Source organism: Agarivorans litoreus (assembly GCF_019649015.1).
In the GTDB taxonomy this organism is placed as follows: Bacteria; Pseudomonadota; Gammaproteobacteria; order Enterobacterales; family Celerinatantimonadaceae; genus Agarivorans; species Agarivorans litoreus.
This window is the reverse complement of the sequence record NZ_BLPI01000001.1, coordinates 2,756,745-2,782,500: the sequence shown is the minus strand read 5'-3', so window position 1 is coordinate 2,782,500 and position 25,756 is coordinate 2,756,745. Positions and strand designations below refer to the sequence as shown.

Genomic DNA, 25,756 nt, shown 5'->3' with positions numbered 1-25,756 from the left:
CCCAAGCATTACTCACCCGTCCGCCGCTCGTCAGCAAAGTAGCAAGCTACTCTCTGTTACCGCTCGACTTGCATGTGTTAAGCCTGCCGCCAGCGTTCAATCTGAGCCATGATCAAACTCTTCAATCAAAAGTTTTTTCGCTCAAAGTTAAAAACTGAAATTATTACTGTGTTTTACAGTGCAAGACTCCAGTTCACTTAAGCTTAATTTTTTCGCTTAAGGTCCTGTGAGTGCTCACACAGATTGCTTGATAAATTGTTAAAGAGCGTTGCTTCTTGCCGAAGCGAGGTGCGCATTCTACGCTTTCCTCTGTGGCTGTCAACCGCTTTTTAATATTAATTAAGAAGAAGTTTTTCAACCGGCTAACTCAGCCCTAGGCCTTGCTAACCCTGACGTAGCCTTGCTTCGCTTTAGTGCGCTGCGTGCCGTGTCAGTGGAGGTGCATTATAGGGATCGATTCCCGCGGCGCAAGCGTTTTTTGAAGAAAATCACAGAAACACGTTCAAGTGTTCAGATAGTAGACAGGCGTTGTATTTATTGGCGATTTTATCTACGTTTAAAGGCGTTTTATCGCAATAATCTTTGGCGCCCAATAAACATTATCGATGCGCGAAAAGATCACACCTTTAGATGTGGAGGCATGAAGAAAATGATTTTGGTCGTACACCACGCCCACATGCCGCACTTTATAACTGGTTTTAAAGAAGATGAGGTCGCCAGTTTGAATGTTGTTTAGTGATACAGCCTTTCCTTGTTTTAGTTGCACTTCTGTTGTTCGTGGTAAAACTTGATTATAAATGTCTTTATATAGGTGCTGAACAAAAGCGGAACAATCGATACCGGCCTTAGTTGTTCCCCCAAGTTGATAGGGAGTACCTTGCCATTGCTTATGAACTTGCAACATTAGTTGTTGTGTTGCCGTAGCATTTTTAGCTAGACCAACATTTGAAGATTCGCTCACTTGCTTAGCGCTACAGGCCATGAGCAAATAACAAACGAGTAAAACTGCAAGCCAATTAGATGTAGCAGCGATTCTAAGCATTAAACTCGCTACCTTTACTTGGGGCGTTGAATAGAAAAGCTATTGCCATTTGCCCAATACTCGCCACCACCCAATCGCCCTAGCGGATTAAGTCTATTGGTATCTAAAGTGATACGCCCTTGCGCTTCAGTGACAAACTGCTCTTCTATATATAGGTGCAATACTTTAAGCAGTATCATTGCTTGAGGTGTATTCCCCACTTTATGCATTTCATAAAGCTCGCAAGCCATAGCAATAGGGGCGTTAGTAAGCCTTGGTAGAGAAAAGCTATCAAACTGAGTTAAACCAAGTTGTTGGAGCTCTATTTCTGACTCGCCATGTGGCAAGGTTTTCGCCGACTCGGTGACTTGCTCGGCCAGGGCTGCACTTGCGATATGAACTACACAATGTTTACGTTGTTCAATATTAACTTTGGTATCTTTATCGCTGCCATCTGGTTTTTTACCCACCGAAAGCATCATCAGAGGTGGATTAGAACTAACGGCAGTAAAGTATGAGAAGGGTGCTAAGTTATAAGAATTAAGTTCTCCGTTATCGCTTAGTACCCAAGCTATAGGGCGAGGCACCACTGTTTGAGTCATGCAGTGGTATATCTGATTAGCACTTAAACTAGAAAAATCGATGTACATCTAAGCTCTTCCTATCTGCCGATAATAGGTTTGAATAAAAAGAAACCCGCTGCTGCGGGCTTCAAGCACTAGTATAGAAAGAAAATATCAGCTTTTGCCAAGAACTTCAGCCAGTGCAGCTAAACATAAACTCACATTCTCTTTGCGGGCAGCGTAGCCCATTAAACCTATTCGCCATGCTTTACCAGCAAACTGACCTAAGCCCGCACCAATCTCTAAGTTATAGTTATTAAGCAACTTAGCGCGAATTGCAGCTTCGTCTACGCCGTTGGGGATTGCCACTAAATTTAGCTGGGGTAATCGACAGCTTTGATCCACCATCAAATCTAGGCCTAACTCAGCTAGACCATCGGCCAACTGACTGTGCATATCGGCGTGTCGCTGCCAAGATTGTTCTAAGCCTTCTTTATATAAGGCCAACAATGACTCATGTAATGCATACAATGCAGTAACTGGCGCAGTATGATGGTAAGAACGCTTTTGCTCCCCTGACCAGTAGCCCATTACTAAGCTTTGATCTAAAAACCAACTTTGTACTTTACTGTTTCGGCTAGTTAACTTACTCACTGCCGCTTGGCTAAAACTTACCGGTGATAAACCGGGTACACAAGATAGACATTTTTGACTACCAGAATAGATAGCATCTATGCCCCATTCATCCACTTTCACGGGGATACCCGCAAGAGAGGTAACGGCATCAACAATGCTTAGGCAGTCGTGTTGTTTCGCCAGTGCACATAGGGCTTGAGCATCAGAAGCTACGCCAGTAGATGTTTCTGCATGAACAAAGGCCAGTATTTTAGCGTCGGAATGCTGCTCAAGTGTTTGACTCACTTTATCGATAGAAACGGCTTCTCCCCAGCTGTCTTCTACCACCACTGGAACACCACCACAGCGCTCTACATTTTCCAACATGCGTTGACCAAATACGCCATTAATACAAACAACAACTTTATCACCTGGCTCAACCAAGTTAACAAAACAGGTTTCCATGCCTGCAGAGCCAGGCGCGGATACAGCGAAGGTGTGGGCATTTTCGGTTTGAAATGCGTACTGTAACAAAGTTTTAATTTCGTCCATCATGTTCACGAACAAAGGATCTAAATGGCCAATGATAGGGCGGCTTTGTGCCTGCAATACTTGTGGAGAAATATCTGAAGGCCCTGGTCCCATCAAAATTCTACGAGGAGGGTTAAAAGAGCTAATATCCATGAAAGCATGTCCTTATATTTAATCTAATTATTTATTGTAATTATGAGTGTTGCGTAATTACTCTAACATTCAGGTGGCAACAATTGAACACAAAACAGTCAGAAGCATAAGCCTTTGAGTGCTCTTTTCACTAAGCGCATAAACTCTATACACAGCTCATTTTGCATTAATAAAAACTCACAGAAAGACAAATACAACTAATAGAAACAAGCTTAAATAAAAGATTATTTATTAAACTATTCATTCTATAAACCAAGCAAAATATGAATACGAACTTTAACGCTACCAAAACAACACCAAAGCGCAACAATATTTACAATAAATCAACATATAAATGCCTTGTAACTTAAGCCTAAAGACTTGATTAAATTGATCCAAAACAATAAATTATCCGAAAATAAAAAACACCAACAAGCCACCTAGATAAAAGGGATTAAGGCTAAAATAAACAGCATAAAAAGCCATGGAATAATTAGTCAAACACCAAACAAACGCAACCAAGCAAAACACCAAGTGAAAGATACCATCAAACAAAGCCACACAGGCTAATAAAACACCAAAACAGGTTAAAAAATTTTTATCCCACACACTAATAAAACACAAAAAATGAATTTATATTCAACAATTATTCACATCTAAAAGCGGCTACAAAAAAACCGATATAACATTAGTTTTTCTAATGTGAAAATTGCAGTTTTACTTGTTTGAGAAGGAGAATTTTCAGATCTATTATTGCCCCATCAACTGAGATGAGGTCTTACATTATGAGCACTAACGCAAATACTATTAGCAACACCAAAAATACTTCTTTCTTCCAACAGCTTGTTGAGGTTTACCAACTTTGCAATACGTGGATTTTGCGTCAAAAAACACGCCGTCAGTTAGCCCAACTACCCGCTTACTTACTACGTGACATTGGTTTAAGCGAAGCAGACCGCTACCAAGAATCACGCAAGCACTTCTGGGAAAACTAAAGCACTTACAACGCTTTTCGCCAAGGACCTCAGGCTCATTACAAACGGCATGCTGCTTTGCACATGCCGTTTTTGTTTTTTCTTGCTACCATTCGCTTTTCAATTACCACGCAATTAAAACCACTATGCAAACTCAAGCCGCTAACCTTATTGTTGTATTAGGCCCTACTGCTTCAGGTAAAACCCATCTAGGTGTAGAACTAGCACGCCGCTATAATGGTGAAGTGCTATCGGCAGATTCACGCCAAGTATATAAAGGTTTGGATATAGGCTCGGGTAAAGACTTAGATGAGTACCAAGAGATCCCCTACCATCTTATTGATATTGTAGAGCCCGACACCGAATACAGTGTATTTCACTTTCAGCGAGACTTCTTCGCTGCTTATCAGCAGATAAAACAAGCTAATAAGCTACCGATTATGGTAGGCGGTACCGGCTTATATATCGACGCAGTAACTCAAAACTATCAACTACACGAAGTGCCAGTAAATAAGGCCTTGCGGGATCAACTGGCTGAGTTGAGCCTAAGTGAGCTACAGCAACGTTTATTGGCGCTTAAGCCAGAGCAGCACAATAGTACCGATTTAACCGTGCGGCCTCGTTTAGTGAGGGCGATAGAGATAGCAGAGTCGGACAAAGTAATTGAACCGCAGAGCACGCCTAAGCATCCAAAGATAAATCCACTTTATATGGGAATTCGTTGGGAGCGCTCAGTACTAAGAAAACGCATCACTCTGCGCTTAAAACAGCGTTTAGAAGAGGGCTTAATCGAAGAGGTGCAAAATCTTCATAGAGATGGCGTGAGTTACAGCAAACTAGAGTTTTATGGTTTGGAATACCGCTTAGTCGCTCAGTATTTACAAGAGCAGCTCAGCTACAACGATATGTTTCAAAAGCTTAATTCTCAAATTCATCAGTTTGCCAAACGCCAGGATACCTGGTTTAGGAAGATGGAGCGCCGTGGTGATACCATTCATTGGTTGGATCCTCAGCAAAGTCTGGTAGAACAAGCAGCAAAGTTAGTAGAGCCACAACTAGAAAGCTTAAGTGCAGAGCTTTCTTAAACCAACTACTTACTTGGTGGTTGCTTAGTCGACCACCGGTAATACAAAAACATTAGCCAATGAGCCAAACTTAAGCTGGCAAATGCTGCAAAAGCTAGCCATAGCGCGACAGAGTAAACAGCCACTTCACCGCTGTAGCCCAGACAGCACAAAAATAGCAGCAAACTGCCTAGGTTGGCTTGCCACATACACTGTTGGCAACGGCCTAGCTTTTCTAAAAACCATGCCTTTTGGCAAAACTGACAACTCACGGCTAAACCCTATTGGCAACAATCTAAGCAGATTATCCACGAGTCATCAGTTTGATCAATAACTCACTGAATTTTGTATAAGGTGGACGCATCAGTTTTATTGCCGGAAAACGCCCTTGCTTAAACACGGGTAGCATTTTAGAAAACTGCACAAAACCGTCATAACCGTGATAATGACCCATTCCACTCGGTCCTACCCCACCAAAAGGCAGTTCATGTTGGGCTACGTGCAAAAGCACATCATTGATACATAAACCACCAGCTTGAGTTTGTTGAATAACTTGCTGCTGGGTAGCAGCCTGATTAGAAAACACATATAAAGCGAGCGGATGAGCTTGCTGCCGCACATAAGCAATGGCTTCGTCTAACTGCTGATATTCAACTACTGGCAATATTGGGCCAAAGATCTCTTGCTGCATCACATCGGCGTCTTCAGCCACATTTAGCAATAAACTCGGAGCTAGCTTTTGCTTACTCTCGCCCGGAAGTAAAGTAATGCTCTCTGCACCCTGCTCTATTGCCTGCTGGCTTAGCTTATTTAGCCTATCTAAAAAGTCTTCAGAAATAATGCTAGTGAATGCCTGATCGCTCAGCGATTGATAGTGCTTTTTACAATAAGCCACACAAACATCCACAAAAGCTTGCCGTTGTGAGTGGTGCAGTAAAACGTAGTCGGGTGCTACGCAGGTTTGCCCGGCATTAAACAGCTTACCCATCATGATGCGCTCAGCTGCCAACTCAACCGGGTAGTCTTCTGCAATAATCACTGGAGATTTACCGCCAAGCTCTAAAGTTACCGGAGTAAGATTAGCAGCGGCTGCTTGCATCACTTTTCGGCCGGTATTGGTTGAGCCGGTAAACACCAGATGATCAAAGGCGAGGCTAGAGAATTGCGCGCCGCGGCTACCATCTTCATCAGCGTAAACCTTTACCAAATCCTCAGGAAGGTACTGAGGCATCAACTCAATCAGCAATGCAGAAAGTGCAGGGCTAAGTTCCGACATTTTTATCATGACCTTATTACCTGCAGCTAAGGCATCGGTGAGCGGCCCTATGGCTAAATATAAGGGGTAGTTCCAAGGAACAATAACGCCGAGCACACCCAAGGGCTTTGCGAGCACTTGATTGCTCGCACCCAAGTGCCAAATGCTAATACCTCGTCTCTGTGGCTTTAGCCATTTTTTAAGGTGCTTTAAGGCATAGCGTATTCCCTCTATAGAAGGAAATAACTCAATCAACTGGGTTTCATGTGAGCTACGGTGACCAAAATCTTGGCTAATCGCTTCAATAATGGCGCTTTGATTTTCCATCAACAACTTTAACAACTGCTGTAGGTTGTATTTGCGTTGCTGCAAACTTGGGTAGCTTTGCTGAACAAAGGCTTGTTTTAGGCTGGTTAAGTCACTAGAAAATTGCTGTTGATTCACATCTGTCACCATAAACACTCTATAATCACAAATAGATTATGTTACCCATGGTAACTTGTAAAATATAAATGATGATACTTGAACAAAATTATGACAGGTAGCATAGTTTAGTCGCATCGGACAAAGGGAGAGCAATCATTAATCCAAACCAATTTACCGCTCCTTGGTGGGCCAGAAACAAGCATATTCAAACCTTATTGCCTACTTTTTTACGGCGGAATAAGCGCTTAAAGCTAGCTTGGCAAAAACTGGATTTAGCTGACGGAGACTTTGTAGACCTGGCTTGGATAGATAGCGTTGAAGCTCGTTCATCAAACCAGCCCATTGTGGTGGTGTTTCATGGCTTAGAAGGCAGTGTTGAATCTCCCTACGCAAAAGGGATTCTAGAGGCTTGCTACCAACAAGGTTGGCGCGCAGTAGTTATGCACTTTCGCGGCTGCAGCGGCAAACCGAATAATTTGTGGCGTGGTTACCACAGTGGCGAAATTAAAGATGCTACAAGCTGCATCAATTACTTACACCAGCAATACCCCGAGGCTCCATTACTGGCATTAGGTTATTCCTTAGGTGGTAATATGTTAGTCAACTATTTAGCCAAAACGCCCAACTCTCCACTGGTTGCAGCTGCTGTAGTATCGCCTCCTTTAAACTTGGCGGCTTGTTCAGAGCGCTTGCAGCGAGGCTTCTCCAAAGTTTATCAACATCACCTGTTGTCACGTATGAAGCGTAATCTTTGTAAAAAAATTGAGCGCACCCAGCAGGCTCCTCTTAATGCTCAAGAAGTCCAAACTTGGCGTAACTTCGTGCAGTTTGACGAACACTACACTGCAAAAGCACATGGTTTTAAGGGCGCTACCGACTATTACCACCGATCCAGCGGCTTGCCTTTATTAAAAGAAATTACCCACCCAACCTTATTGATCCATGCGGCTGATGATCCTTTCATGGACCAACGGGTTATTCCCAAAGCAGATCAATTAAGCCAAGCTGTAGAATATCGCCTTAGCAATACCGGTGGACATGTAGGATTTGTTGGTGGTAGCCTGCTGCGCCCGCAATTTTGGCTTGAATCAACTATTCCAGCTTGGTTTAAACAACAACTTGAGCAAACATCAAAATGATCATTCCTTGGCAACAATTAGAACCCGCCACCTTAGATGCATTACTAGAAAGCTATGTACTGCGCGAAGGCACCGACTATGGTGATCAAGAGTTGAGTCTTAGTGACAAACTAGAACAAATTAAACAACAAGTTATTAACGGCTCGGTTTTAATCGTATACTCTGAACTTCATGAAACAGTAAACTTAATTGCCAAAGAGCAATTTGATGCCTCTGCCATGGAAGGGCAGCAGGATGATGGGTAAACCCTGTTTATAATCATCACCAACAAATAAGGCCACTATGTCAGCTAAGCATCCCGTTATTGCGGTTACCGGTTCATCAGGCGCTGGAACATCAACCACCAGCGAAGTATTTGCTCATCTGTTTAGGCAGCACAAGCTAAACGCCGCCTTTATCGAAGGGGATAGCTTTCACCGTTACACTCGCCCAGAAATGGATGTGGCTATTCGTAAAGCTCGCGAACATGGTAAACATATTAGCTATTTTGGCCCCGAAGCTAACGACTTTAATTTGCTGTACGACTTCTTCAAACAATATGGCGAAACGGGCACCGGCCAATATCGTCGTTATCTACATACCTTTGATGAAGCAGTACCTTACAACCAAATGCCAGGTACCTTTACGCCTTGGCAAGATTTACCCGAAGACACCGATGTACTGTTTTATGAAGGCTTACACGGCGGTGTGGCCTACGATGATAAAAATGTAGCCTCTAAAGTTGACTTGCTCATCGGTATGGTGCCGATTGTAAACTTAGAGTGGATTCAAAAGCTGGTGCGAGATACCACCGAGCGAGGCCATTCTCGCGAAGCAGTGCAAGAATCAATCGTTCGCTCTATGGATGATTACATTAACTACATCACCCCTCAATTCTCTCGCACTCATATCAACTTTCAGCGAGTCCCCACGGTAGATACCTCTAACCCATTTAGCGCCAAAAGCATTCCAACCTTAGATGAGAGCATGTTGGTGATTCGTTTTCGTGGCCTAAAAAACGTCGATTTTCCATTTTTGTTGCAAATGATCGACGGCGCTTATATGTCACGGCAAAACACCATTGTGGTACCTGGTGGGAAAATGGGTTTTGCCATGGAGTTAATCCTGTCGCCAATGATTCAGCAACTATTAGAGACAGGGAAAATTCGCTAAATTAAGCAGATTCAATACGATAGCTGTGGCTTACTTCACAGCTTTTACTCAACATTAGCGACACAGAACAGTACTTCTCCATGCTTAATTGTACTGCGCGTGCCACATGCTTTTCACTTAAATCAACCCCAGTAACTACAAATTCGAGATGAATTTTAGTAAATACTCGCGGCGTACCTTCTGCCCGCTCAGAATCGAGATTAACTGTACAATCAGTAACTTGCTGTCTAGCTTTGCTCAAAATGGAAATAATATCTACTGAACTACAACCACCGGCCGCCATTAGTACGTACTCCATAGGGCTTGCCGCAGCCTTTGCACCATCACCATCCATCTCAATTTGGTGACCTGAGCTACTTTTTCCAATAAATTGCAGTTCTTTAGACCAAGAAACGGTCGCTTTCATGTTAGATTCTCCTAGGGGATATTTCGTCGACCAGCTTAATCTAGGTCAAGGTTCAAGGCCAGCGTTTGACTCATACTAAAGGCGTATAAATGCCTTGCAGCAAAGCCCGAAGCCTTTTATGCTAGAGGCGGAATGGACGACTATTAAAATAAATACAGTTTGCATGTTATAAAGCTAGCAAACAATTATAAAGACAGAGGATTTCTTTAATATGGTAATTGGCAAACCTCAAGCTGATCCGGTGATGGAGTGGTTTCTTTCTCACTGTCACATTCATAAGTACCCATCAAAAAGTACTTTGATTCATGCTGGTGAAAAAGCTGAAACACTTTACTACATTGTAAAAGGTTCGGTGGCAGTATTAATTAAAGATGAAGAAGGCAAGGAAATGATCTTGTCTTACTTGAATCAAGGTGATTTCATGGGTGAATTGGGTCTTTTCGAAGACACTGAAAATCCAATTCGTACTGCTTGGATCCGCGCAAAAAGTCCTTGTGAGGTAGCGGAGATTTCTTACAAGAAATTCCGTCAGCTAATTCAAGTTAACCCTGAAATCTTAATGCGCCTTTCGGGCCAAATGGCTAACCGTTTGCAAATCACCAGCCAAAAAGTAGGTGACTTAGCATTCTTAGACGTTACTGGTCGAATCGCTCAAACGCTATTAAACCTAGCTAAGCAGCCAGATGCTATGACGCATCCAGATGGCATGCAGATTAAGATCACTCGCCAAGAGATCGGCCAAATTGTTGGTTGTTCTCGCGAAACGGTAGGCCGTATTCTTAAGATGCTAGAAGAGCAAGAGTTAATTACCGCACACGGTAAAACTATAGTGGTTTACGGCACACGCTAATAACACCACCTTTGCTCAAATAAAAAGCCGCTTAATGCGGCTTTTTTTTATTTTTTAAGAACGGTTGTCGGTACTACTAAATATTTTATCTGCCGACGCTTCTACAAAGCCTGAGTACAACTCACCATCAGCCTTGGCATAACGCAGCGCAAACTCATAAAAACAACTGGGTATGCTGTGTTTACTGTCACTAAACACCACCTCAGTTTGATCGGCCATTGTTGAGGATTGCTCAAGCAATACTTCTGGTGAACCTTTAATCTCTCCACCCACCGTATTTAAGTTAAATCCTGCTTCCAACAGTTTTTGATTAACCGCTTGTAGGCTTTGGTAGCCCGCCAGCTGGTTTACCGAAACTGTAAAGTGATTAGCGCGGTAGCCATAGGCTGCTAACCATGCGGCATATTCGCTTTCAGCGAGTAATGCTTGGTAATCGCTATAGCTTAACTGCCAAGGCCGACCTGAAAAGAATACTTCTGGGCGTTGATATAACTCGTCATTCACTTGGCAGGCCAAACGCTGAACAATAGCTTGCGCTTGAGGAGAAAGGCTTTCCACTTGTAACTCACTAATAAACACCTTAGGCACTGTTGGGTCACTATGTTCAAAGTGGGCTGCATCAAGGTGCTTGTTAGCAAAGTGATAAGTACCTCCTTGGATATAACCCATTGCTAGCAAGTGCTTGGCAAACGCTTCTACGCCGGTATTTGGCAGATTAAAAGTGCGCACCGCAATATGATCGTTAACGATTGGAGCGCCGCCGCCCAGTAAGGCATGAATAGACTCTGCGCTTGGTGTTACCGCCAAATACTGTTGCCATAAACGCTCAAAAAATAAATCGATAGTCATCGCTAACTCCTTAGAAGTGTAAGCCTGGACTTAAGGTTGCAGGCATGACACTGGCTTTACCTTCCATCGACGCCACTGGGTAAGCACAATAATCGGCAGCATACTTCGCGCTAGCCCGATGATTACCCGAAGCACCTACCCCACCAAAAGGCGCTGCGCTAGAAGCGCCAGTAATTGAGCGATTCCAATTAACAATACCTGCTCGAATGCGGTGGCGGAAGTTTTCCCACAGAGCTGCATCGTTACTTAACAAACCCGCAGATAAACCGTATCGGGTGTTATTGGCTTGAGCAATTGCACTGTCCCAATCGTCATAACGAACCACTTGCAGCAAAGGGCCAAAGTATTCTTCATCGGGTAAATCGGCTATTTTACTCACCTCAATAATACCTGGGCTAACAAAGCCTTTATCTGCATTTGCTTGCTCAAGTTCAACTAAACACTCACCACCCAATGCTGTTAACTTTTCTTGAGCGGCAACCATACCCGCAGCGGCTTTTGCACTGATCATGGCACCAATGAAGGGCTGTTGCTCGGCATCGTAGTCACCCACTTCAATCGCCTTAGTCACAGATACTAAACGCTCAAGGATTTGCTCGGCTTGCTCGGTTTTTGGTAAATACAAGCGGCGTGCACAGGTGCAGCGCTGGCCTGCAGAGATAAAGGCTGATTGCACAATATCGTGAACCGCCGCATCTACATCATCAACCTCAGCCACAACTAAGGGATTGTTACCGCCCATCTCTAAAGCCAAGATTTTATCTGGCTGGCTAGCAAACTGTTGATGCAGAACGTGGCCAGTATTAGAACTGCCCGTAAAGAACAAACCGTCAATTCCCGGATGTGAGGCTAAGGCTTTGCCAGTTTCCACTTCACCTTGAACAAGATTAAGCACGCCCTCGGGCAAACCTGCTTGTTGCCATAGCTTCACAACTTGCTCAGATGTCTTAGGTGTTAGCTCCGAAGGTTTAAGCACCACTGTATTACCTGCGATCAACGCTGGGATGATATGACCATTAGGTAAATGCCCCGGAAAGTTGTAGGGACCAAAAACCGCAACCACTCCATGAGGCTTATGACGCAATACTGCAGTTGCAATGGGCAGCTCAGAGCTTGACTCGCCAGTACGCTCAAAATAGGCTTTCTCTGAAATGCCTGCCTTGCCGATCATTGCTGCAATTTCAGTACGAGTTTCCCATAAAGGTTTTCCCGTTTCTTGAGCGATTACCAAGGCTAAGGCTTCTTTGTTTTCTTCAAGCAAGCCAGCAAATTTTTTGATGATAGCAAGGCGCGCCTCAACACCGCTCATGTACCAAGCAAATTGGCTGTCTCGTGCTGCAGTTACTGCCTTATCTACTTGGCTCGCAACTGCTGACTTGCCCTGCCACACCGACACATTTTTAGCAGGATCAATCGAGTTAAAAGCCTCGCCCTCACCCGCCAACCATTGACCGTTAATAAACTGATTTAAATGTTCCATCTACAACCTCAAATCCTTTATTGCTGCCCGCGGGCAAAATTATTGTTCGAAACGCAGTGCGCCAATGCGAATTTGCTCACCATCGGTCACTTCTAAGGCCATAGCAGCTTCTTTAGAAATCACTGCGTGGCATTTTTTGCTATCTAACTCTATCTGAGAAACACATGCTCTAAACTCTTGTAAACGCGCATTGGTAAGCAGCATTTCTTCGGCTGCTTCGCTAGGTTGCCCAACATGTACAATTACTTTGAAGGAATGCTTCACGCTCTCAATCAGCTTGAGAGGACACTCTACGGTAGGGCCAGCATCAAAGATGTCTACATAACCGTGTTTGCAGAAACCCTCGGCCTCTAATAATCGCAGCGCCGGTCGAGTTTTTTCATGTACTTCACCAATTACGGCTTGCGCTTCTTTGCTAAGTAAATTGACGTAAATGGGATACTTGGGCATAAGTTCAGCAATAAACTCTTTCTTACCTACACCTGTTAGGTAGTCGGCGGTAGGGAAATCAACACTAAAGAAGTTATCTTGCAGCCATTGCCAGAACGGTGAACGGCCTTGTTCATCGGATACGCCGCGCATTTCGGCAATAACTGAGTCGTTAAAACGTTGCGGGTGCTCGGCCATTAACAAAAAGCGACACTTCGACAATAAGCGACCATTTTGGCCTTGTCGGTGAGACTCTTGCAAAAACAAGGTGCATAGCTCGGTCACACCGGTGTAATCATTGGTTAAGGTGAGGGTTTCCACCACGTTGTATACATTTAGGCTACGTGAAGCATGTACAACTTTGCCGAGATGATAAGTATAAAATGGGCTGGCCATGCCTACTGCGGCATCTATGGCGCTGGTACCCACTACTTCACCAGTTTCGGTATCCTCGGCCACCATTAAATAATGCAGGTCGCCAGGGTGGTCGATATCACTGGCAAACGAACGAATAGAATGCGCGAGCTTTTCACGCAATAAAGGTTCGTCTACTGGTAAAGAAGTAAAGCCTATCCCCGAACCCACTGCCATTTGTAACAAGGCAGGGTAATCCGTTTCCTTAATAGGACGGATAACTAACATGGCTATTTCTCCCTTTGTTAAATAGCATGAAGCCGTAGCTAAGTATTAGCCACTATTTGTGTTTATTAAAAGTATTGCTTGGGCTGAAAGCTTTAACGGCATCAGCCCAATGGGTTTAAGCGTTTACCACGTTGGCAACAGCTTGCTCAAAACGCTGCATGCCTAACTCAACGTCAGCTTGAGGAACAATAAGAGATGGAGTGAAACGCACAACATTAGCACCAGCTACCAGAACCATCAGCCCTTCAGCCGCTGCGGCCAATAGAAAGTCTCTGGCTCGGCCCTGATATTGCTCATTTAATACCGCACCTAACAGCAAACCTTTGCCACGCACTTCTGCAAATACCTGATACTTCTCGTTGATGCGATTAAGTGCTTCTCTAAACCATTGTTCACGTTGCTTAACGCCACTTAGTACTTCTTCTGAGTTAACAATATCAAAAGCCGTTTCAGCGACAGCACAAGCCAATGGGTTACCACCATAGGTGCTCCCATGCGTGCCGACTTTCATTGAAGCTGCAATAGCAGTAGTGGTTAACATCGCGCCAATTGGGAAACCGCCGCCTAAGGCTTTAGCCGAAGTTAAAATATCTGGCGTTACACCTAAGCCCATGTATGCGTATAGTTCGCCAGTACGGCCAACACCGGTTTGTACTTCATCAAAAATAAGCAAAGCTTGGTGTTTATCACAAAGCTCACGCACTTTTTGTGCAAACTCTAAGTCAGGGCTAATAATGCCGCCCTCACCTTGCAAGGGTTCCATCATCACTGCGCAGGTTTGATCATCAATAATGGCTTCTAAGGCAGCAAGGTCATTGTAAGGAATGTGCTCTACATCGCCGGGTTTTGGCCCAAAACCGTCTGAATAAGCCGCTTGACCACCCACGGTTACGGTAAAGAAAGTACGACCATGGAAGCCTTGTTCAAAAGCGATGATTTTGGTTTTATCGGCAGAGCCATGCTCAATGGCGTAACGACGCGCTAGTTTTAGTGCGGCTTCGTTGGCTTCTGCGCCAGAATTACAAAAGAACACTTTCTCAGAAAAGGTACTGTCTACCAATTTTTTGGCTAAACGCAATGCTGGCTCATTAGTGAGTACATTACTTAGGTGCCACAGTGAGTTGCCTTGTTCGGTTAAGCTCTTCACCAACGCGGGATGACAATGGCCTAAGCAGTTAACGGCGATACCACCAGCAAAGTCGATATACTCACGACCGTCTTGATCCCATAAGCGCGAACCTTCACCCTTCACCGGAATAATGGCCGCTGGTGCATAGTTTGGAACCATAACTTCATCGAATAGCGCGCGAGTAACAGCGTGTGACATGTAGTGTTCTCCTTTAGCTTTCTGGCTATTCCGTTATACAGGGCCAGAAAGGTTAATAGTTTGTAAACAGTTTGGCGATTATGGCAAATCTCAAGAGCCTTGTCTGAGCATAATGCCTTTGAGCCATACAAAATATGGCCATTTTTACGCATATTCAGTGCATAGTTCTAAATCAATTATTGCTAAGCTGACAGAAAACAGCCAAAGACTTAGCCACTACAGCATAAATATGCACAATCTATTCATTCTATAAAATCACTAGATAAGCATTTATAGAATCTAAAACGTTCTACTTTGTAGAATCAACAAAGTTAGCTAATAACTGTAAACCTTGTTGTGTAAGTATACTTTCTGGATGAAACTGCACTGCATGGATCGGTAAGCTCCGGTGTTTTAGGCCCATAATTTCATGCGCTTCGCCCTCATCATCTTGGCTCCATGCAGTTACTTCTAAGCACTCTGGCAAGCTATCTTTCGCCACCACTAAAGAATGGTAACGCGTTACCATTTGTGGATTAGCCAAGCCCTTAAACACTGATTGCTGCTGATGATAAATTGGCCGCACTTTGCCGTGCATAGCTTGTGCTGCACGCACCACCTGAGCGCCAAAATGTTGCGCAATACATTGATGCCCCAAACACACCCCCAAAATAGGCAAGCGCTGAGCAAACCTGGCAATCACATCTAGAGATATGCCAGCCTCATTAGGCGAGCAGGGCCCTGGCGATATTACCAAATGGCTGGGGGCTAATTGTTCAATTTGCTCTAGAGTAATTTGATCGTTACGACGCACTTCAACCTTAATACCTAACTGCGAAAAGTATTGATATAGGTTGTAGGTAAATGAGTCGTAATTGTCGATGATAAGTAACATGTAGCTTGAGCAAACCGTGTATAAGTCAAAACCAAGAAAGTCGCTATAGTAGCCGATTTTAAACAGCGACACAGCGACTATTCAGTGCAGTTTAGTTTAATTCAACTTGCAGCATCTTCGCTCGAAGCTTTAGGCTCTACAAATACTATCTCAGTGTAGTTGTTTTCATAAAATTGATTGGCTAAAGCTCTCAGCTGTTTACGCTGCTGCACCATGTCGCTAAGGGCAAGTTGAGATTGTTGGCATTCTAACTCTAGAGTTACCCAAAATCTGCGGCCGGTTTTCATTACCATGGCATCAGCAACACTAAAACCATCTATTAGAGATTGCTCATTAAGTGCCGCTAAAAATGGCTTAGTGTGGGCATCATCAGGCGCGCTAAGCAGTAACTCTTTAAAACCGTTTTTAACCAATAAGTACGGATCTTTTAGAAACACCAAGGAGAACACAATTACCAATATTTGGTCTACGTAGCGGGCTATCCAGCCGATGCTGCTATCTTGGATCAACAATACAATGATAAGCGCGACGCCAATAGCACCAGAGATCACAGAGTTGATTAACCAACCCTGCTGCTCCGCTAGAAGCAAATTAGATGCTTGTTTTTGATTGCTACGCAAACATACATACCACGCAAGTAAACACCCCGCTACAGCCGGCGCCACATACACTAACATCATGCCAATTTGTGGTTCTCGCCCACCAGCAAGCATGGTTTGCAAGTTGGCTGATAAGGCAAATGCTACCAAAACTAAAATCGAGATACCTTTCACCATTACCATTAAGGGCTCGAAGGCAAAATAGCCCATGGGAAAACGTTCATTGTAGTTTTGGCTGGTTAGGTAGGCGATACGGATACCTATGAATGCCATAATTGAGGATAGTAGATTAAATACGCCATCTAGCATAATGGCGCCAGATTCAGTGTAGACTCCCATAGCTATGCCCCACGTAGCGAGCAGCAAAGCAATTATTGCCGACACAACTAAGGTTTTACGTTCAAGATCCATCTATTCCTCACAGAGCCAGTTATCAACACATTGATATACCAATAGATACTAGCAAGCACTTAGCTATGCCACTACTATTAACTAGACATAAAAAAACCCAGCTATTAGCTGGGCTTGTCGTTAATTAAGTCGCTGCTACTTCAAACTAATAAAACCTAGTACGTCATAAACTGCACGTAGGGTTTTACTGGCTTGCTCACTGGCACGTTCTGCACCTTTAGCCATAATAGCCTGCAAAGCTGCCTCATCTTCTCGTAGCGCTTGATAACGAGCTTGAATAGGCTCCATCATCGCTACTACAGCGTCAGCGGTGTCTACTTTTAGGTGTCCGTACATTTTGCCTTCGTAGCTTGCCACTAAGTCATCAATTGACTTACCAGTTGCTACCGACTGCAAAGTGAGTAGGTTAGATACACCAGGCTTTTCATTACGATCAAAGTAGATACGTGCCTGCTCATCAGAATCAGTCACCGAAGCTTTAATCTTTTTGGCGATCTGTTTAGGCGTGTCACTCAATAAGATGAAAGCCTTAGGGTTGTCATCAGACTTAGACATTTTCTTGCTGGGCTCTTGCAAAGACATAACCCGCGCACCAAATTTTGGAATAAATGGTTCAGGAACTGTAAAGATCTCGCCATAAAGATTATTAAAGCGATGGGCGATATCACGAGTTAGCTCAAGGTGTTGTTTTTGATCGTCTCCCACTGGCACAGCATTGGCTTGATACAATAAAATATCGGCGGCCATTAACGCAGGATAAGTATATAAGCCCGCATTAGTATTGCTCGCATACTTGGTCGACTTGTCTTTAAACTGAGTCATACGATTCAGCTCACCCATTTGCGTGTAACAGTTTAACGCCCATGCAAGTTGAGCATGCTCAGGTACTTGCGACTGAACAAATATGGTGCTTTTGTCTGGGTCTAAACCACAAGCGATATACATCGCTAAGCCATCTAACACTTGATTAGTAAACTGCTTAGGTTCTTGGCGAACAGTAATGGCATGTAAGTCGGCTAACATGAAATGACAATCGTAGTCATTTTGCATATCAATCCACTGATTTATTGCCCCAATATAGTTACCAATGGTTAATGAACCAGAAGGCTGAATGCCACTTAATACAATCGGTTTACTCATGTTGTTCCTATAAAAACTATTACTATGGGCTTAAGCTGTAACCGAGTCTTTAATTAACTCAAGCAATGTTACAAGGCTGTCTGCCACCAAATCGGGGCCACTAAGTGCGATATCTTCACCGTAGTTATAACCATAGGTCAAGCCTAGCGAGCGACAACCCGCGGCTTTTGCAGCTTGAATATCATTTTTTGAGTCACCCACCATCAATAAATCTGCCATCTCAACCTGGCAGCGCTCAACTAAGTGCTGCAGCGGCAGTGGATCGGGCTTTTTACGTGGCAGAGAATCACCTGATAAAACTACGTCAAAGTATTGTGCCAAATTTAAAGCTTCTAATAGCGGCTGAGTGAATACGCTAGGTTTATTGGTGACAATAGCCATTGGCACATTTAGCCTAGAAAGCTGTTCTAAACTCTCAGCTACGCCATCATACAGCTTGCTGGCGACACACAGTTTTTCTGAATAATGCTGAACAAACAAATCTTTTGCTTGTAAGTACAGGCTCTCTTCAATATCGCTGGCGATAGTATCCGAACCAGACAAGGCGCGTTTAATTAACACTTCAGCGCCATTGCCTACCCAGTGGCGAACGGTTTGTTCTGGAAATTGCTCCCGTCCCAAGTCCAGCAGCATGGCATTAATAGCCAAGGCTAAATCAGGCGCGCTGTCTACTAAGGTACCGTCTAAATCAAAAGCAATTAACTTTACCGCTTGTAATTGGCTCATTTGTTTACCTTAATTAGCAACTTTAGCCAGTTCGGCACGCATTTTATCGATTACCGCTTTGTAATCAGGTTGATTGAAGATGGCAGAACCCGCCACAAACATATCGGCACCCGCTTGTGCTACTTCAGCAATATTGTCTGGCGTTACACCGCCATCAATTTCTAAACGAATATCGTAGCCACTCTCGTCAATCTTTTTACGCACTGCACGTAGTTTATCTAGGGTATTTGGAATGAACTTTTGACCGCCAAAACCAGGGTTTACCGACATTAACAATATCATGTCTAGCTTATCCATTACGTAATCAAGACAGTGTAGAGGTGTAGCAGGGTTTAATACTAAACCGGCTTTACAGCCTTGTTCTTTAATTAGCTGCAAACTGCGGTCGATGTGCTCTGAGGCTTCAGCATGGAAGGTAATCATGCTCGCCCCAGCTTTAGCAAACTCAGGAATAATGGCATCTACCGGCTTAACCATTAAATGCACATCAATGGGTGCAGTAATGCCGTAATCTCGCAGTGCCTTACACACCATTGGACCAACGGTTAGATTAGGCACGTAGTGATTGTCCATCACATCAAAGTGGACCACATCTGCACCAGCAGCCAGTACGTTATCCACTTCTTCACCCAAACGGGCAAAATCTGCGGCTAAAATTGAAGGGGCAATTAAAAAAGGTTTGCTCATTGGGTTAACCATTGGATTTGAAAGTGCGCAATTTTAGCGCAGCTTGTGTTGTGATCCAATCTCTGTACAAAGATTGTTTTTATGTCATGCTGAAGTTATTCAGCAAAAAGGGCAACAAATGGCAGAAATATCATGTCTGTGTTGAAAAGTGTTCTCGGTGCGTTGTTTGGTGTTCAATCGGATAAACAACGGCAACATGACTTTAGCCAAGGCAAAGCGTGGAAGTTCATTCTAGTGGGTATCATTATGGTTACGCTGTTTGTATTAGCGATAGCAGCGCTAGTGTCGGCAATTACCTAAGGGTGCTTAATTGGCCTGATAATAAGCCAATAGTTCGGCAACTTTCATTCGTTGCTGCCCTTTACGACTAATGGTTCGGCGCACACTTAGTTGGCTCAATTCACTATGCTGATAAATGCTGCGAGTGAGCGGTAAATCATGATTACTAATCAATACAGAAGCTCCCCGCTGCTGGGCCTCTATGGCTAAATCGCCTAAACGTTCTTGGTCACTTCGATTAAAGCCTTTACTTGCGTAGTTGGTAAAACTAGCTGTAGGACTAAGCGGAGCATAAGGCGGATCGCAATAAACTATATCGCCAGCCTTTACTTCGGCAAAGGTTTCCACGTACGAGCAGCAACGAAATTCGGCCTTTTGCGACTTCTCGGCAAAAAACTCCAGCTCTTGTTCAGGGAAGTAAGGGCGCTTATAAGAACCGAAGGGCACATTAAAACCACCACCGCGGTTATAGCGACATAAGCCGTTATAACCGTGACGATTCATATACAAAAACATTAAAGAACGTTGGTAGCTATCTTCGGTGGCATTAAAACGTTTACGCACCTGGTAGTAATACTCGCTTTGATTACACTCTTGCGTGAAGTAGTGCTTGGCATCATCAATGAACTGCTGCGGGCATTGCTGCAATATTTGATACATATTGATCAAATCGGGGTTAATGTCACTTAATAAGTAGCGCGGATAATCGGTATTTAAAAACACCGAAGCGGCGCCCACAAAAGGCTCTACCAGCAAATCACCTTCAGGTAATTGTTGCTGGATGTCTTCAATTAAGCCGTATTTACCGCCGGCCCATTTTAAAAAAGCACGTGTTTTCTTCATTACTACTGAGTCAATTCAAACTGAACCTGTTTAAATTGCTTAATCAAAGAATCAAGATTTTGCTGTTTTAAACTATTGCGAGCGGCTTGGGCTTCTTCGCGCGTGGCAAAGTCACCATAAATAATTTTATAAGGAACATTTGGATTGGCGCTAGAACGGTATACCCACACCTCATGCGCCCATTGTCGAGCCGACACAAACTGTTGTGCTTTTTCGCGATTATTTAGCGCCATTAACTGAAGGGTATAACGCTTGCTTGGCTTAGCATCCAACAGGGCTTTTACGTTAGTGACCTTAATAGGAACTTCTTGTTGAGTTACATCGCTAGGCACTTGCTCGACAGCTACCTCTTCGGCAGATTCTGCCAACAAATTGCCACTATCTTGAATTTGAGCGACGAGCTCAGTGTCTTCACTAGGCTGGCTTTGTTCAGCCAGGAGCTTATTAACCACGTCATCTTCCACCACTACCCGCAACTCAGACTCTGAGCTTTGGCTGGTTAAATCTAGCTCTTTAGGTAGATCTTGCGATGGCAGCTCTGCCGTTTCTGCTTCGCTATTTGAACCAACGAACTCTGAGCTATTTTGTTGCGATTTATTAGCAGCACTTTGGCTAGGTGAGCTACCATTGGCTAAAGTAGGCTCTTCCATTAAGGCTAAGGCAATACGGCTGTCATCGCTCTGTTCATTGCCACCCCAGTCGTTGATAACTTGCACCAGTAAACCAGCTACCGCTGCACATAACACCACCGCAATAACGATATATAATTTACTTCTATTTGGGGTACTTGCTTCCGCCATGGGAATATCTCCGGTAACGATTTGATCGACAAACTGATAAATTAAACGAGGATTTCCTTTCGCCGAGGCGATGTGCTGCTCAATGGCTTGCTGGTTCTCAAATTCCGCCACGTAGTCAGCACGATTAAATAGTAGTGAAGCCAACTCGAAAGATTCAGTATTATTTAAAGGCAGGACATCAAAATAGAGAACCTGATTGCTTAGCGCATCCAGTTGCGCATTAAAACTACTACTAGATTCGGCAAACAGTATTAATGATAAATCATGCTGATACAACTGATTGTAATGCTGGTAGAACTCCACCAACTCGTTTAGTAGCTCTACACTAACATTATGCGCTGCATCTATGATGATAATGAGCGGCGCAGAGGTTTCTTTTACATTGCGTTGAAAACTGTCGAATAATGGATCGTCTTGATTAAACAGCGGATCTTTCAGTAATTGCTGCAGTAGATCACGCCGTAAGCGACCGTCTTGTTCACTGGTCGCGGTCACTAAAGCGTGATGAGCAAAAGCAGCGTTTTCTAGAACAGCATTAGCTAACGAGGACTTACCAGCACCAGCATCTCCGTTAACGCAAATCAGCTTAGCATTAAAGCGAATTTGAGTGATCAGCCTATCGCGTAAGCGCAATTGACTTTGCAATTGTGCAAACTCGGCATCACGCCGCACTCCCACCATTCAAATTTGCCTTATTGAAATCGATCGATAACTGTTTTTATATCACTTTCAGTAATTGTATCAACTACTTCTGCTGTACCAATAGAGCTAGGTAGAACTAAACGGAGTTTTCCATCCAATACTTTCTTGTCGCGCATCATATGCGGAATAAACTCAGCCAAGCCCATACCTGTTGGTGGCACAATGGGTAGGCCAGCACGTTCAATCAACGTCCGCATACGTGTTACTTCACTTTGACCAATCATACCCGCTAGTTCAGCAGTTTCGGCGGCCATAACCATACCCGCTCCAACGGCTTCACCATGTAACCAAACGCCGTAACCTTGTTCAGCTTCAATCGCGTGACCAAAAGTATGACCAAGGTTTAGTAAAGCACGAATACCTTGCTCGGTTTCGTCTTTAGCCACCACTTCAGCCTTAATTTCACAACAACGCGCAATTGCTCGTGTCATTAACTCAGGGTCGAGTGCCATAAGTTGATCAAGATGGGTTTCTAACCATGCAAAAAACTCTGCATCGTAGATAATGCCATACTTAATCACTTCCGCCATGCCAGCCGCAAGCTCTCGCTTATCCAACGTAGCTAAACAATTTATGTCAATCACCACCGCTTTAGGCTGATAGAACGCGCCTATCATATTTTTACCTAAAGGATGATTGACTGCTGTTTTACCGCCTACAGATGAATCAACCTGTGATAACAATGTAGTAGGCACTTGAACAAAAGGCACTGCTCGTTGATAACAGGCTGCAGCAAAGCCGGCCATGTCACCAATAACGCCGCCGCCCAGCGCAACAATGGTGGTATCACGGCTGTGCTGTTTGGCTAATAACTCAGAAAATATTTGATTTAAGGTATCTAAGTTTTTGTATTGCTCGCCGTCTGGCAAGGTTACTACGTCCACCTGATACTGACTTAAACACTTCAACAGCTGCTCTAAATATAGGGGGGCAACTTTGGTATTAGTCACAACCATTACCTTTTTACTGGTAATCGCTGAGCTAAATAATTCCACTTGGTTTAACAAACCTTGTCCAATACTAATTGGGTAGCTGCGCTCGCCTAGAGCAACGGTCAAACATTCCATTGTTATTTTAGAATCCTAGTAATTCGATGATTTGGTTAGCGACTGCTTTTGCACTTTGATCGTCTGTTTTAACGGTGTAGTCAGCGACATCTGAGTACATTGGATTTCGCTCTTCTGCCAAGTTCTCAAGTACTTCGCGAGGTTCATCAGTTTGTAGTAATGGTCGGCGCTTATCACGCTGTGTACGGGCAAACTGTTTATCAATAGTGGTCTCAAGGTACACAACAATACCACGAGCAGAAAGGTGATTGCGGTTCTCTTTACTAATCACAGAGCCGCCGCCGGTGGCCAACACAATGCCTTGAAGTTGTGAAAGGTCGTCGATGACACCCTCTTCACGAACCCTAAATCCTGCTTCGCCTTCTACATCAAAAACCCAAGCGATATCTGCACCAGTTCGGCGTTCTATCTCTTGATCTGTATCGTAAAATTGCAAATGTAACTGCTGTGCTAAATGACGACCAATTGTGCTTTTCCCAGCACCCATTGGTCCTACAAGGAAGATATTTCGTTTCTCAGCCATGCTTCTTCAAATTTGTCTTGTCTATTTTCTCCCCGCAATGCGGGCACCTGATGTACCAACCTTAGTAAAAAGATCAGGGCGCGATTATCTCGTTTGAGGGGGAGTTTGGCAACAGCAAAATCACTCCTATACCGAATGACTCGATATAGAAGTGATGGGAGGTGGGTGATTAAAGAGCGTCGAGTAAGATTCGAGGTGTTACAAAGATTAACAATTCGTTCTTTTTAACGCTTTCTGTGGTGGTACGGAATAAGTACCCCAAGCCGGGAACATCTCCCAAAATTGGCACTTTCTTCACACGGTCGATATTTTGTTGTTGGTAAATACCACCGAGCACAATGGTTTCCCCATTTTTAACTAATACCTGCGTACCAATCTCCTGCTTGTTGATTGCAACCGCAGGGCCCGTTGGTGTAAGCACAGCTTCACCTTCAGAATCTTGGGTAATCACCAAATCAAGAATCACGTTACCGTCAGGCGTGATCTGAGGTGTTACTCGTAAGCTTAATACCGCTTTTTTGAAGGTAACCGACGTAGCGCCACTTGAGGCATTTTCTACATAAGGGATCTCACGACCCTGCTCAATGTAGGCAGCCTTCTGGTTAGCCGTGGTAATACGTGGGCTGGCGATCACTTCACCTTTATTTTCTTGCTCCAGCGCTGATAGCTCCAAATCTAGAATCTGGCCATTGGCTAATTTAGCCACTTGGAAGGCAATCGACCCAGCTGGATCCGCCACTGGTAAGTTAACGTTTAAACGATCATCTAAACTAGGAATGTTCCCTGCCAACACGTCATCAGCCCCTTCGAGGGTACCTGAGGTAATTCCCGTGCTACTACCTACCGAGCCAGAGTTAGTCACTCCCCAACGAATACCAAGCTCTTCACTCACATCATCGGTTACGGTAACCATGCGTGCTTCAATAACCACTTGCTTAACAGCAATATCAAGCTTCTTAACCATGGTTTTTATGTTATTTAGCGACTCTTCTGTATCTTTAATTAACAAGGTGTTAGTTCGTTCGTCAACGGCTACTGAACCTCGTTCAGATAACATAGAAGTTTGTTCACTCTTAAGTAATGCAGATAAATCCGAGGCTTTAGCGTAGTTAACTTCAATATACTCAGAATAAAGCGGAGCTAAATCAGCCACTTGCTGGGCACTTTCTAACTGCTGTCGCTCTTGCTCTGCCAACTCAGCAGCTGGTGCAATTAACAATACGTTATTGTCTAAGCGTTTATCTAAGCCTTTAACTTTAAGAATAATATCAAGCGCTTGCTCCCAAGGAACATCATCCATACGCAGAGTAATATTTCCGCGAACTGAATCAGTGGTAACTAAATTCAACTTGTTAAAATCAGCAATCAACTGCAAAACCGTACGCACTGGAATATCTTGGAAATTCAGGGAAATGGGTTTTCCTTGATACTCAACTTTGGCGCCTTCTTCGGTTTCAAGCTTCTTAACTTCAACTAAAAATAACTCACCTGATTGGTCGTAGCGGTAGTCAAATTCACCATCAATAGCGATTTTCAACTGAACTTTGGCATCATGTTTAAATACTTCAACACTCTCTACAGGAGTTGCGAAGTCATTCACATCCATGACATACACATTTTCTTCAGCGATGTCGGTATTATAAAAATCAACAATTAAGCTGTTATCTCGGCGCTTAATATCAGCCGCAATAGAGCTGTTATTAAGGTCTACCATAATCTGACCAGAGCCACCTTTACCGCGTCTAAAGTCTATGCCTTGCACCGTATTGATAGTCGCATGCTCTACACGACTGGCATTTTCGAATGCATCATCAACAGTACTTTGCGCCGCTGTGGCAGCCACTGGTAAAGCACCAAGCTTAACCAAAATTCGCTGCGACTCTTTACTCACTTGGTATGGAACTAAGCGCTCCAATGCAAGTACTAATTGTAAGCCTGACTCTGTTTGCAAACTCTGAACTTGCTTAACACCGCCACCATCAATGGGTAACGGATTAATTTTAAGAGCCGAACTAGCATTGGCCACATCAATCACAAGTTGATTTGGAGAGTACTCGAGATGGTCACTGACATTTTCGACGGGTCCATCAAACAGCAGTTCAATTTCAACTGCCCCCTTAACCATCGGATTAGTATTTAACTGAATAAGTTGAGCATTTGCCCATACCTGCGTTATGCAACAAAACACACCAGCCAACACTAAGCCGCTTTTGTATACTCCTTGCAGCATCTTTCCCTTCATGCCTATTT

The 25,756-nt window shown here is 43.9% G+C and carries 27 protein-coding genes and 1 rRNA gene (1 of these 28 running past the window's edge); 7 read left to right on the top strand and 21 right to left on the bottom strand.

Going from position 1 to position 25,756, the window contains the following annotated elements; all coding sequences use genetic code 11:
• The 4 genes from K5L93_RS12905 to K5L93_RS12890 form a co-directional block, all read right to left on the bottom strand.
• A 16S ribosomal RNA gene (locus K5L93_RS12905) occupies positions 1-128 on the bottom strand (it extends 1,417 nt beyond the left edge of the window).
• Positions 129-556: 428 nt separating this feature from the next.
• Entirely contained in the window at positions 557-1,042 is a 486-nt protein-coding gene (locus tag K5L93_RS12900; protein WP_220720201.1) for a C40 family peptidase, read from the bottom strand.
• Positions 1,043-1,056: 14 nt separating this feature from the next.
• Positions 1,057-1,671, bottom strand: a complete 615-nt coding sequence (locus K5L93_RS12895; protein WP_220720200.1) for a flavin reductase family protein — start codon at positions 1,669-1,671, stop codon at positions 1,057-1,059.
• Between the two features lie 87 nt (positions 1,672-1,758).
• Complete coding sequence (locus K5L93_RS12890; protein ID WP_220720199.1) at positions 1,759-2,883, bottom strand: pyridoxal-phosphate-dependent aminotransferase family protein; 1,125 nt, start codon at positions 2,881-2,883, stop codon at positions 1,759-1,761.
• Between the two features lie 764 nt (positions 2,884-3,647).
• On the opposite strand from K5L93_RS12890, the gene K5L93_RS12885 reads away from it, so the two are divergent.
• Positions 3,648-3,857: a DUF1127 domain-containing protein gene (locus tag K5L93_RS12885; protein WP_220720198.1), complete on the top strand. Its 210-nt coding sequence runs from the start codon at positions 3,648-3,650 to the stop codon at positions 3,855-3,857.
• A gap of 125 nt (positions 3,858-3,982) precedes the next feature.
• The gene (gene miaA, locus K5L93_RS12880) at positions 3,983-4,921 is read left to right on the top strand and encodes a tRNA (adenosine(37)-N6)-dimethylallyltransferase MiaA (RefSeq protein ID WP_220720197.1); all 939 of its coding nucleotides are present in this window, start codon (positions 3,983-3,985) and stop codon (positions 4,919-4,921) included.
• A gap of 5 nt (positions 4,922-4,926) precedes the next feature.
• Here the strand turns inward: miaA and K5L93_RS12875 are convergent, their stop codons facing one another.
• The gene (locus tag K5L93_RS12875; protein WP_220720196.1) at positions 4,927-5,172 is read right to left on the bottom strand and encodes a DUF3624 family protein; all 246 of its coding nucleotides are present in this window, start codon (positions 5,170-5,172) and stop codon (positions 4,927-4,929) included.
• 32 nt (positions 5,173-5,204) lie between these two features.
• Positions 5,205-6,599 (bottom strand): coniferyl aldehyde dehydrogenase, encoded by a 1,395-nt coding sequence (locus K5L93_RS12870; protein WP_220720195.1) that lies wholly within the window; start codon positions 6,597-6,599, stop codon positions 5,205-5,207.
• Positions 6,600-6,733: 134 nt separating this feature from the next.
• Between K5L93_RS12870 and K5L93_RS12865 the strand changes: the two genes are divergently transcribed.
• Genes K5L93_RS12865 through K5L93_RS12855 form a run of 3 tightly spaced genes read left to right on the top strand, consistent with a single transcriptional unit; the run spans position 6,734 to position 8,872 of the window.
• Positions 6,734-7,720: a hydrolase gene (locus K5L93_RS12865; RefSeq protein ID WP_220721516.1), complete on the top strand. Its 987-nt coding sequence runs from the start codon at positions 6,734-6,736 to the stop codon at positions 7,718-7,720.
• On the top strand, positions 7,717-7,965 hold the full coding sequence (locus K5L93_RS12860) for a YheU family protein (RefSeq protein WP_016403767.1): 249 nt from the start codon (positions 7,717-7,719) through the stop codon (positions 7,963-7,965). Before K5L93_RS12865 ends, K5L93_RS12860 begins: the two co-directional genes overlap by 4 nt.
• A gap of 37 nt (positions 7,966-8,002) precedes the next feature.
• Positions 8,003-8,872: a phosphoribulokinase gene (locus K5L93_RS12855; RefSeq protein WP_016403768.1), complete on the top strand. Its 870-nt coding sequence runs from the start codon at positions 8,003-8,005 to the stop codon at positions 8,870-8,872.
• Between the two features lies 1 nt (position 8,873).
• Here K5L93_RS12855 and K5L93_RS12850 read toward each other — a convergent pair whose 3' ends face one another.
• Entirely contained in the window at positions 8,874-9,278 is a 405-nt protein-coding gene (locus K5L93_RS12850; protein WP_016403769.1) for an OsmC family protein, read from the bottom strand.
• Positions 9,279-9,489: 211 nt separating this feature from the next.
• On the opposite strand from K5L93_RS12850, the gene crp reads away from it, so the two are divergent.
• Entirely contained in the window at positions 9,490-10,128 is a 639-nt protein-coding gene (gene crp / locus K5L93_RS12845) for a cAMP-activated global transcriptional regulator CRP (protein ID WP_016403770.1), read from the top strand.
• Between the two features lie 54 nt (positions 10,129-10,182).
• Here the strand turns inward: crp and K5L93_RS12840 are convergent, their stop codons facing one another.
• The 9 genes from K5L93_RS12840 to rpe all read right to left on the bottom strand — a co-directional run bounded on the left by K5L93_RS12840 (position 10,183) and on the right by rpe (position 19,292).
• On the bottom strand, positions 10,183-10,977 hold the full coding sequence (locus K5L93_RS12840) for a DUF1338 domain-containing protein (RefSeq protein WP_220720194.1): 795 nt from the start codon (positions 10,975-10,977) through the stop codon (positions 10,183-10,185).
• A gap of 10 nt (positions 10,978-10,987) precedes the next feature.
• Entirely contained in the window at positions 10,988-12,457 is a 1,470-nt protein-coding gene (gene astD / locus K5L93_RS12835; protein ID WP_220720193.1) for a succinylglutamate-semialdehyde dehydrogenase, read from the bottom strand.
• 39 nt (positions 12,458-12,496) lie between these two features.
• A complete protein-coding gene (gene astA / locus K5L93_RS12830; protein ID WP_220720192.1) occupies positions 12,497-13,528 on the bottom strand; it encodes an arginine N-succinyltransferase in 1,032 nt (343 codons plus the stop codon).
• A gap of 115 nt (positions 13,529-13,643) precedes the next feature.
• Positions 13,644-14,855: an aspartate aminotransferase family protein gene (locus tag K5L93_RS12825; protein ID WP_220720191.1), complete on the bottom strand. Its 1,212-nt coding sequence runs from the start codon at positions 14,853-14,855 to the stop codon at positions 13,644-13,646.
• A 289-nt stretch (positions 14,856-15,144) separates the two neighbouring features.
• Positions 15,145-15,729, bottom strand: a complete 585-nt coding sequence (locus K5L93_RS12820; protein ID WP_220721515.1) for an anthranilate synthase component II — start codon at positions 15,727-15,729, stop codon at positions 15,145-15,147.
• A 101-nt stretch (positions 15,730-15,830) separates the two neighbouring features.
• Positions 15,831-16,739, bottom strand: a complete 909-nt coding sequence (locus K5L93_RS12815) for a cation efflux transmembrane domain-containing protein (protein ID WP_220720190.1) — start codon at positions 16,737-16,739, stop codon at positions 15,831-15,833.
• Positions 16,740-16,874: 135 nt separating this feature from the next.
• Positions 16,875-17,879, bottom strand: a complete 1,005-nt coding sequence (gene trpS / locus K5L93_RS12810) for a tryptophan--tRNA ligase (RefSeq protein ID WP_220720189.1) — start codon at positions 17,877-17,879, stop codon at positions 16,875-16,877.
• A gap of 30 nt (positions 17,880-17,909) precedes the next feature.
• On the bottom strand, positions 17,910-18,605 hold the full coding sequence (locus tag K5L93_RS12805; protein WP_220720188.1) for a phosphoglycolate phosphatase: 696 nt from the start codon (positions 18,603-18,605) through the stop codon (positions 17,910-17,912).
• Between the two features lie 9 nt (positions 18,606-18,614).
• Positions 18,615-19,292 carry a ribulose-phosphate 3-epimerase gene (gene rpe, locus K5L93_RS12800; RefSeq protein WP_163135279.1) on the bottom strand — a complete coding sequence of 226 codons (678 nt, stop codon included), beginning with the start codon at positions 19,290-19,292 and terminating at the stop codon, positions 18,615-18,617.
• 132 nt (positions 19,293-19,424) lie between these two features.
• On the opposite strand from rpe, the gene K5L93_RS12795 reads away from it, so the two are divergent.
• A complete protein-coding gene (locus K5L93_RS12795; RefSeq protein WP_016403780.1) occupies positions 19,425-19,592 on the top strand; it encodes a DUF2970 domain-containing protein in 168 nt (55 codons plus the stop codon).
• A gap of 6 nt (positions 19,593-19,598) precedes the next feature.
• Here K5L93_RS12795 and K5L93_RS12790 read toward each other — a convergent pair whose 3' ends face one another.
• The 5 genes from K5L93_RS12790 to K5L93_RS12770 form a co-directional block, all read right to left on the bottom strand.
• Entirely contained in the window at positions 19,599-20,414 is an 816-nt protein-coding gene (locus K5L93_RS12790; RefSeq protein ID WP_220720187.1) for a Dam family site-specific DNA-(adenine-N6)-methyltransferase, read from the bottom strand.
• Positions 20,415-20,416: 2 nt separating this feature from the next.
• Positions 20,417-21,895, bottom strand: coding sequence for an AAA family ATPase (locus K5L93_RS12785; protein WP_220720186.1), 1,479 nt, complete (start codon positions 21,893-21,895; stop codon positions 20,417-20,419).
• Between the two features lie 11 nt (positions 21,896-21,906).
• The gene (aroB, locus tag K5L93_RS12780) at positions 21,907-22,983 is read right to left on the bottom strand and encodes a 3-dehydroquinate synthase (RefSeq protein WP_220720185.1); all 1,077 of its coding nucleotides are present in this window, start codon (positions 22,981-22,983) and stop codon (positions 21,907-21,909) included.
• Positions 22,984-22,990: 7 nt separating this feature from the next.
• Positions 22,991-23,506 carry a shikimate kinase AroK gene (gene aroK, locus K5L93_RS12775; protein WP_040307650.1) on the bottom strand — a complete coding sequence of 172 codons (516 nt, stop codon included), beginning with the start codon at positions 23,504-23,506 and terminating at the stop codon, positions 22,991-22,993.
• Between the two features lie 169 nt (positions 23,507-23,675).
• Positions 23,676-25,748 carry a type IV pilus secretin PilQ gene (locus K5L93_RS12770; RefSeq protein ID WP_220720184.1) on the bottom strand — a complete coding sequence of 691 codons (2,073 nt, stop codon included), beginning with the start codon at positions 25,746-25,748 and terminating at the stop codon, positions 23,676-23,678.
• Positions 25,749-25,756: the final 8 nt, after the last annotated feature.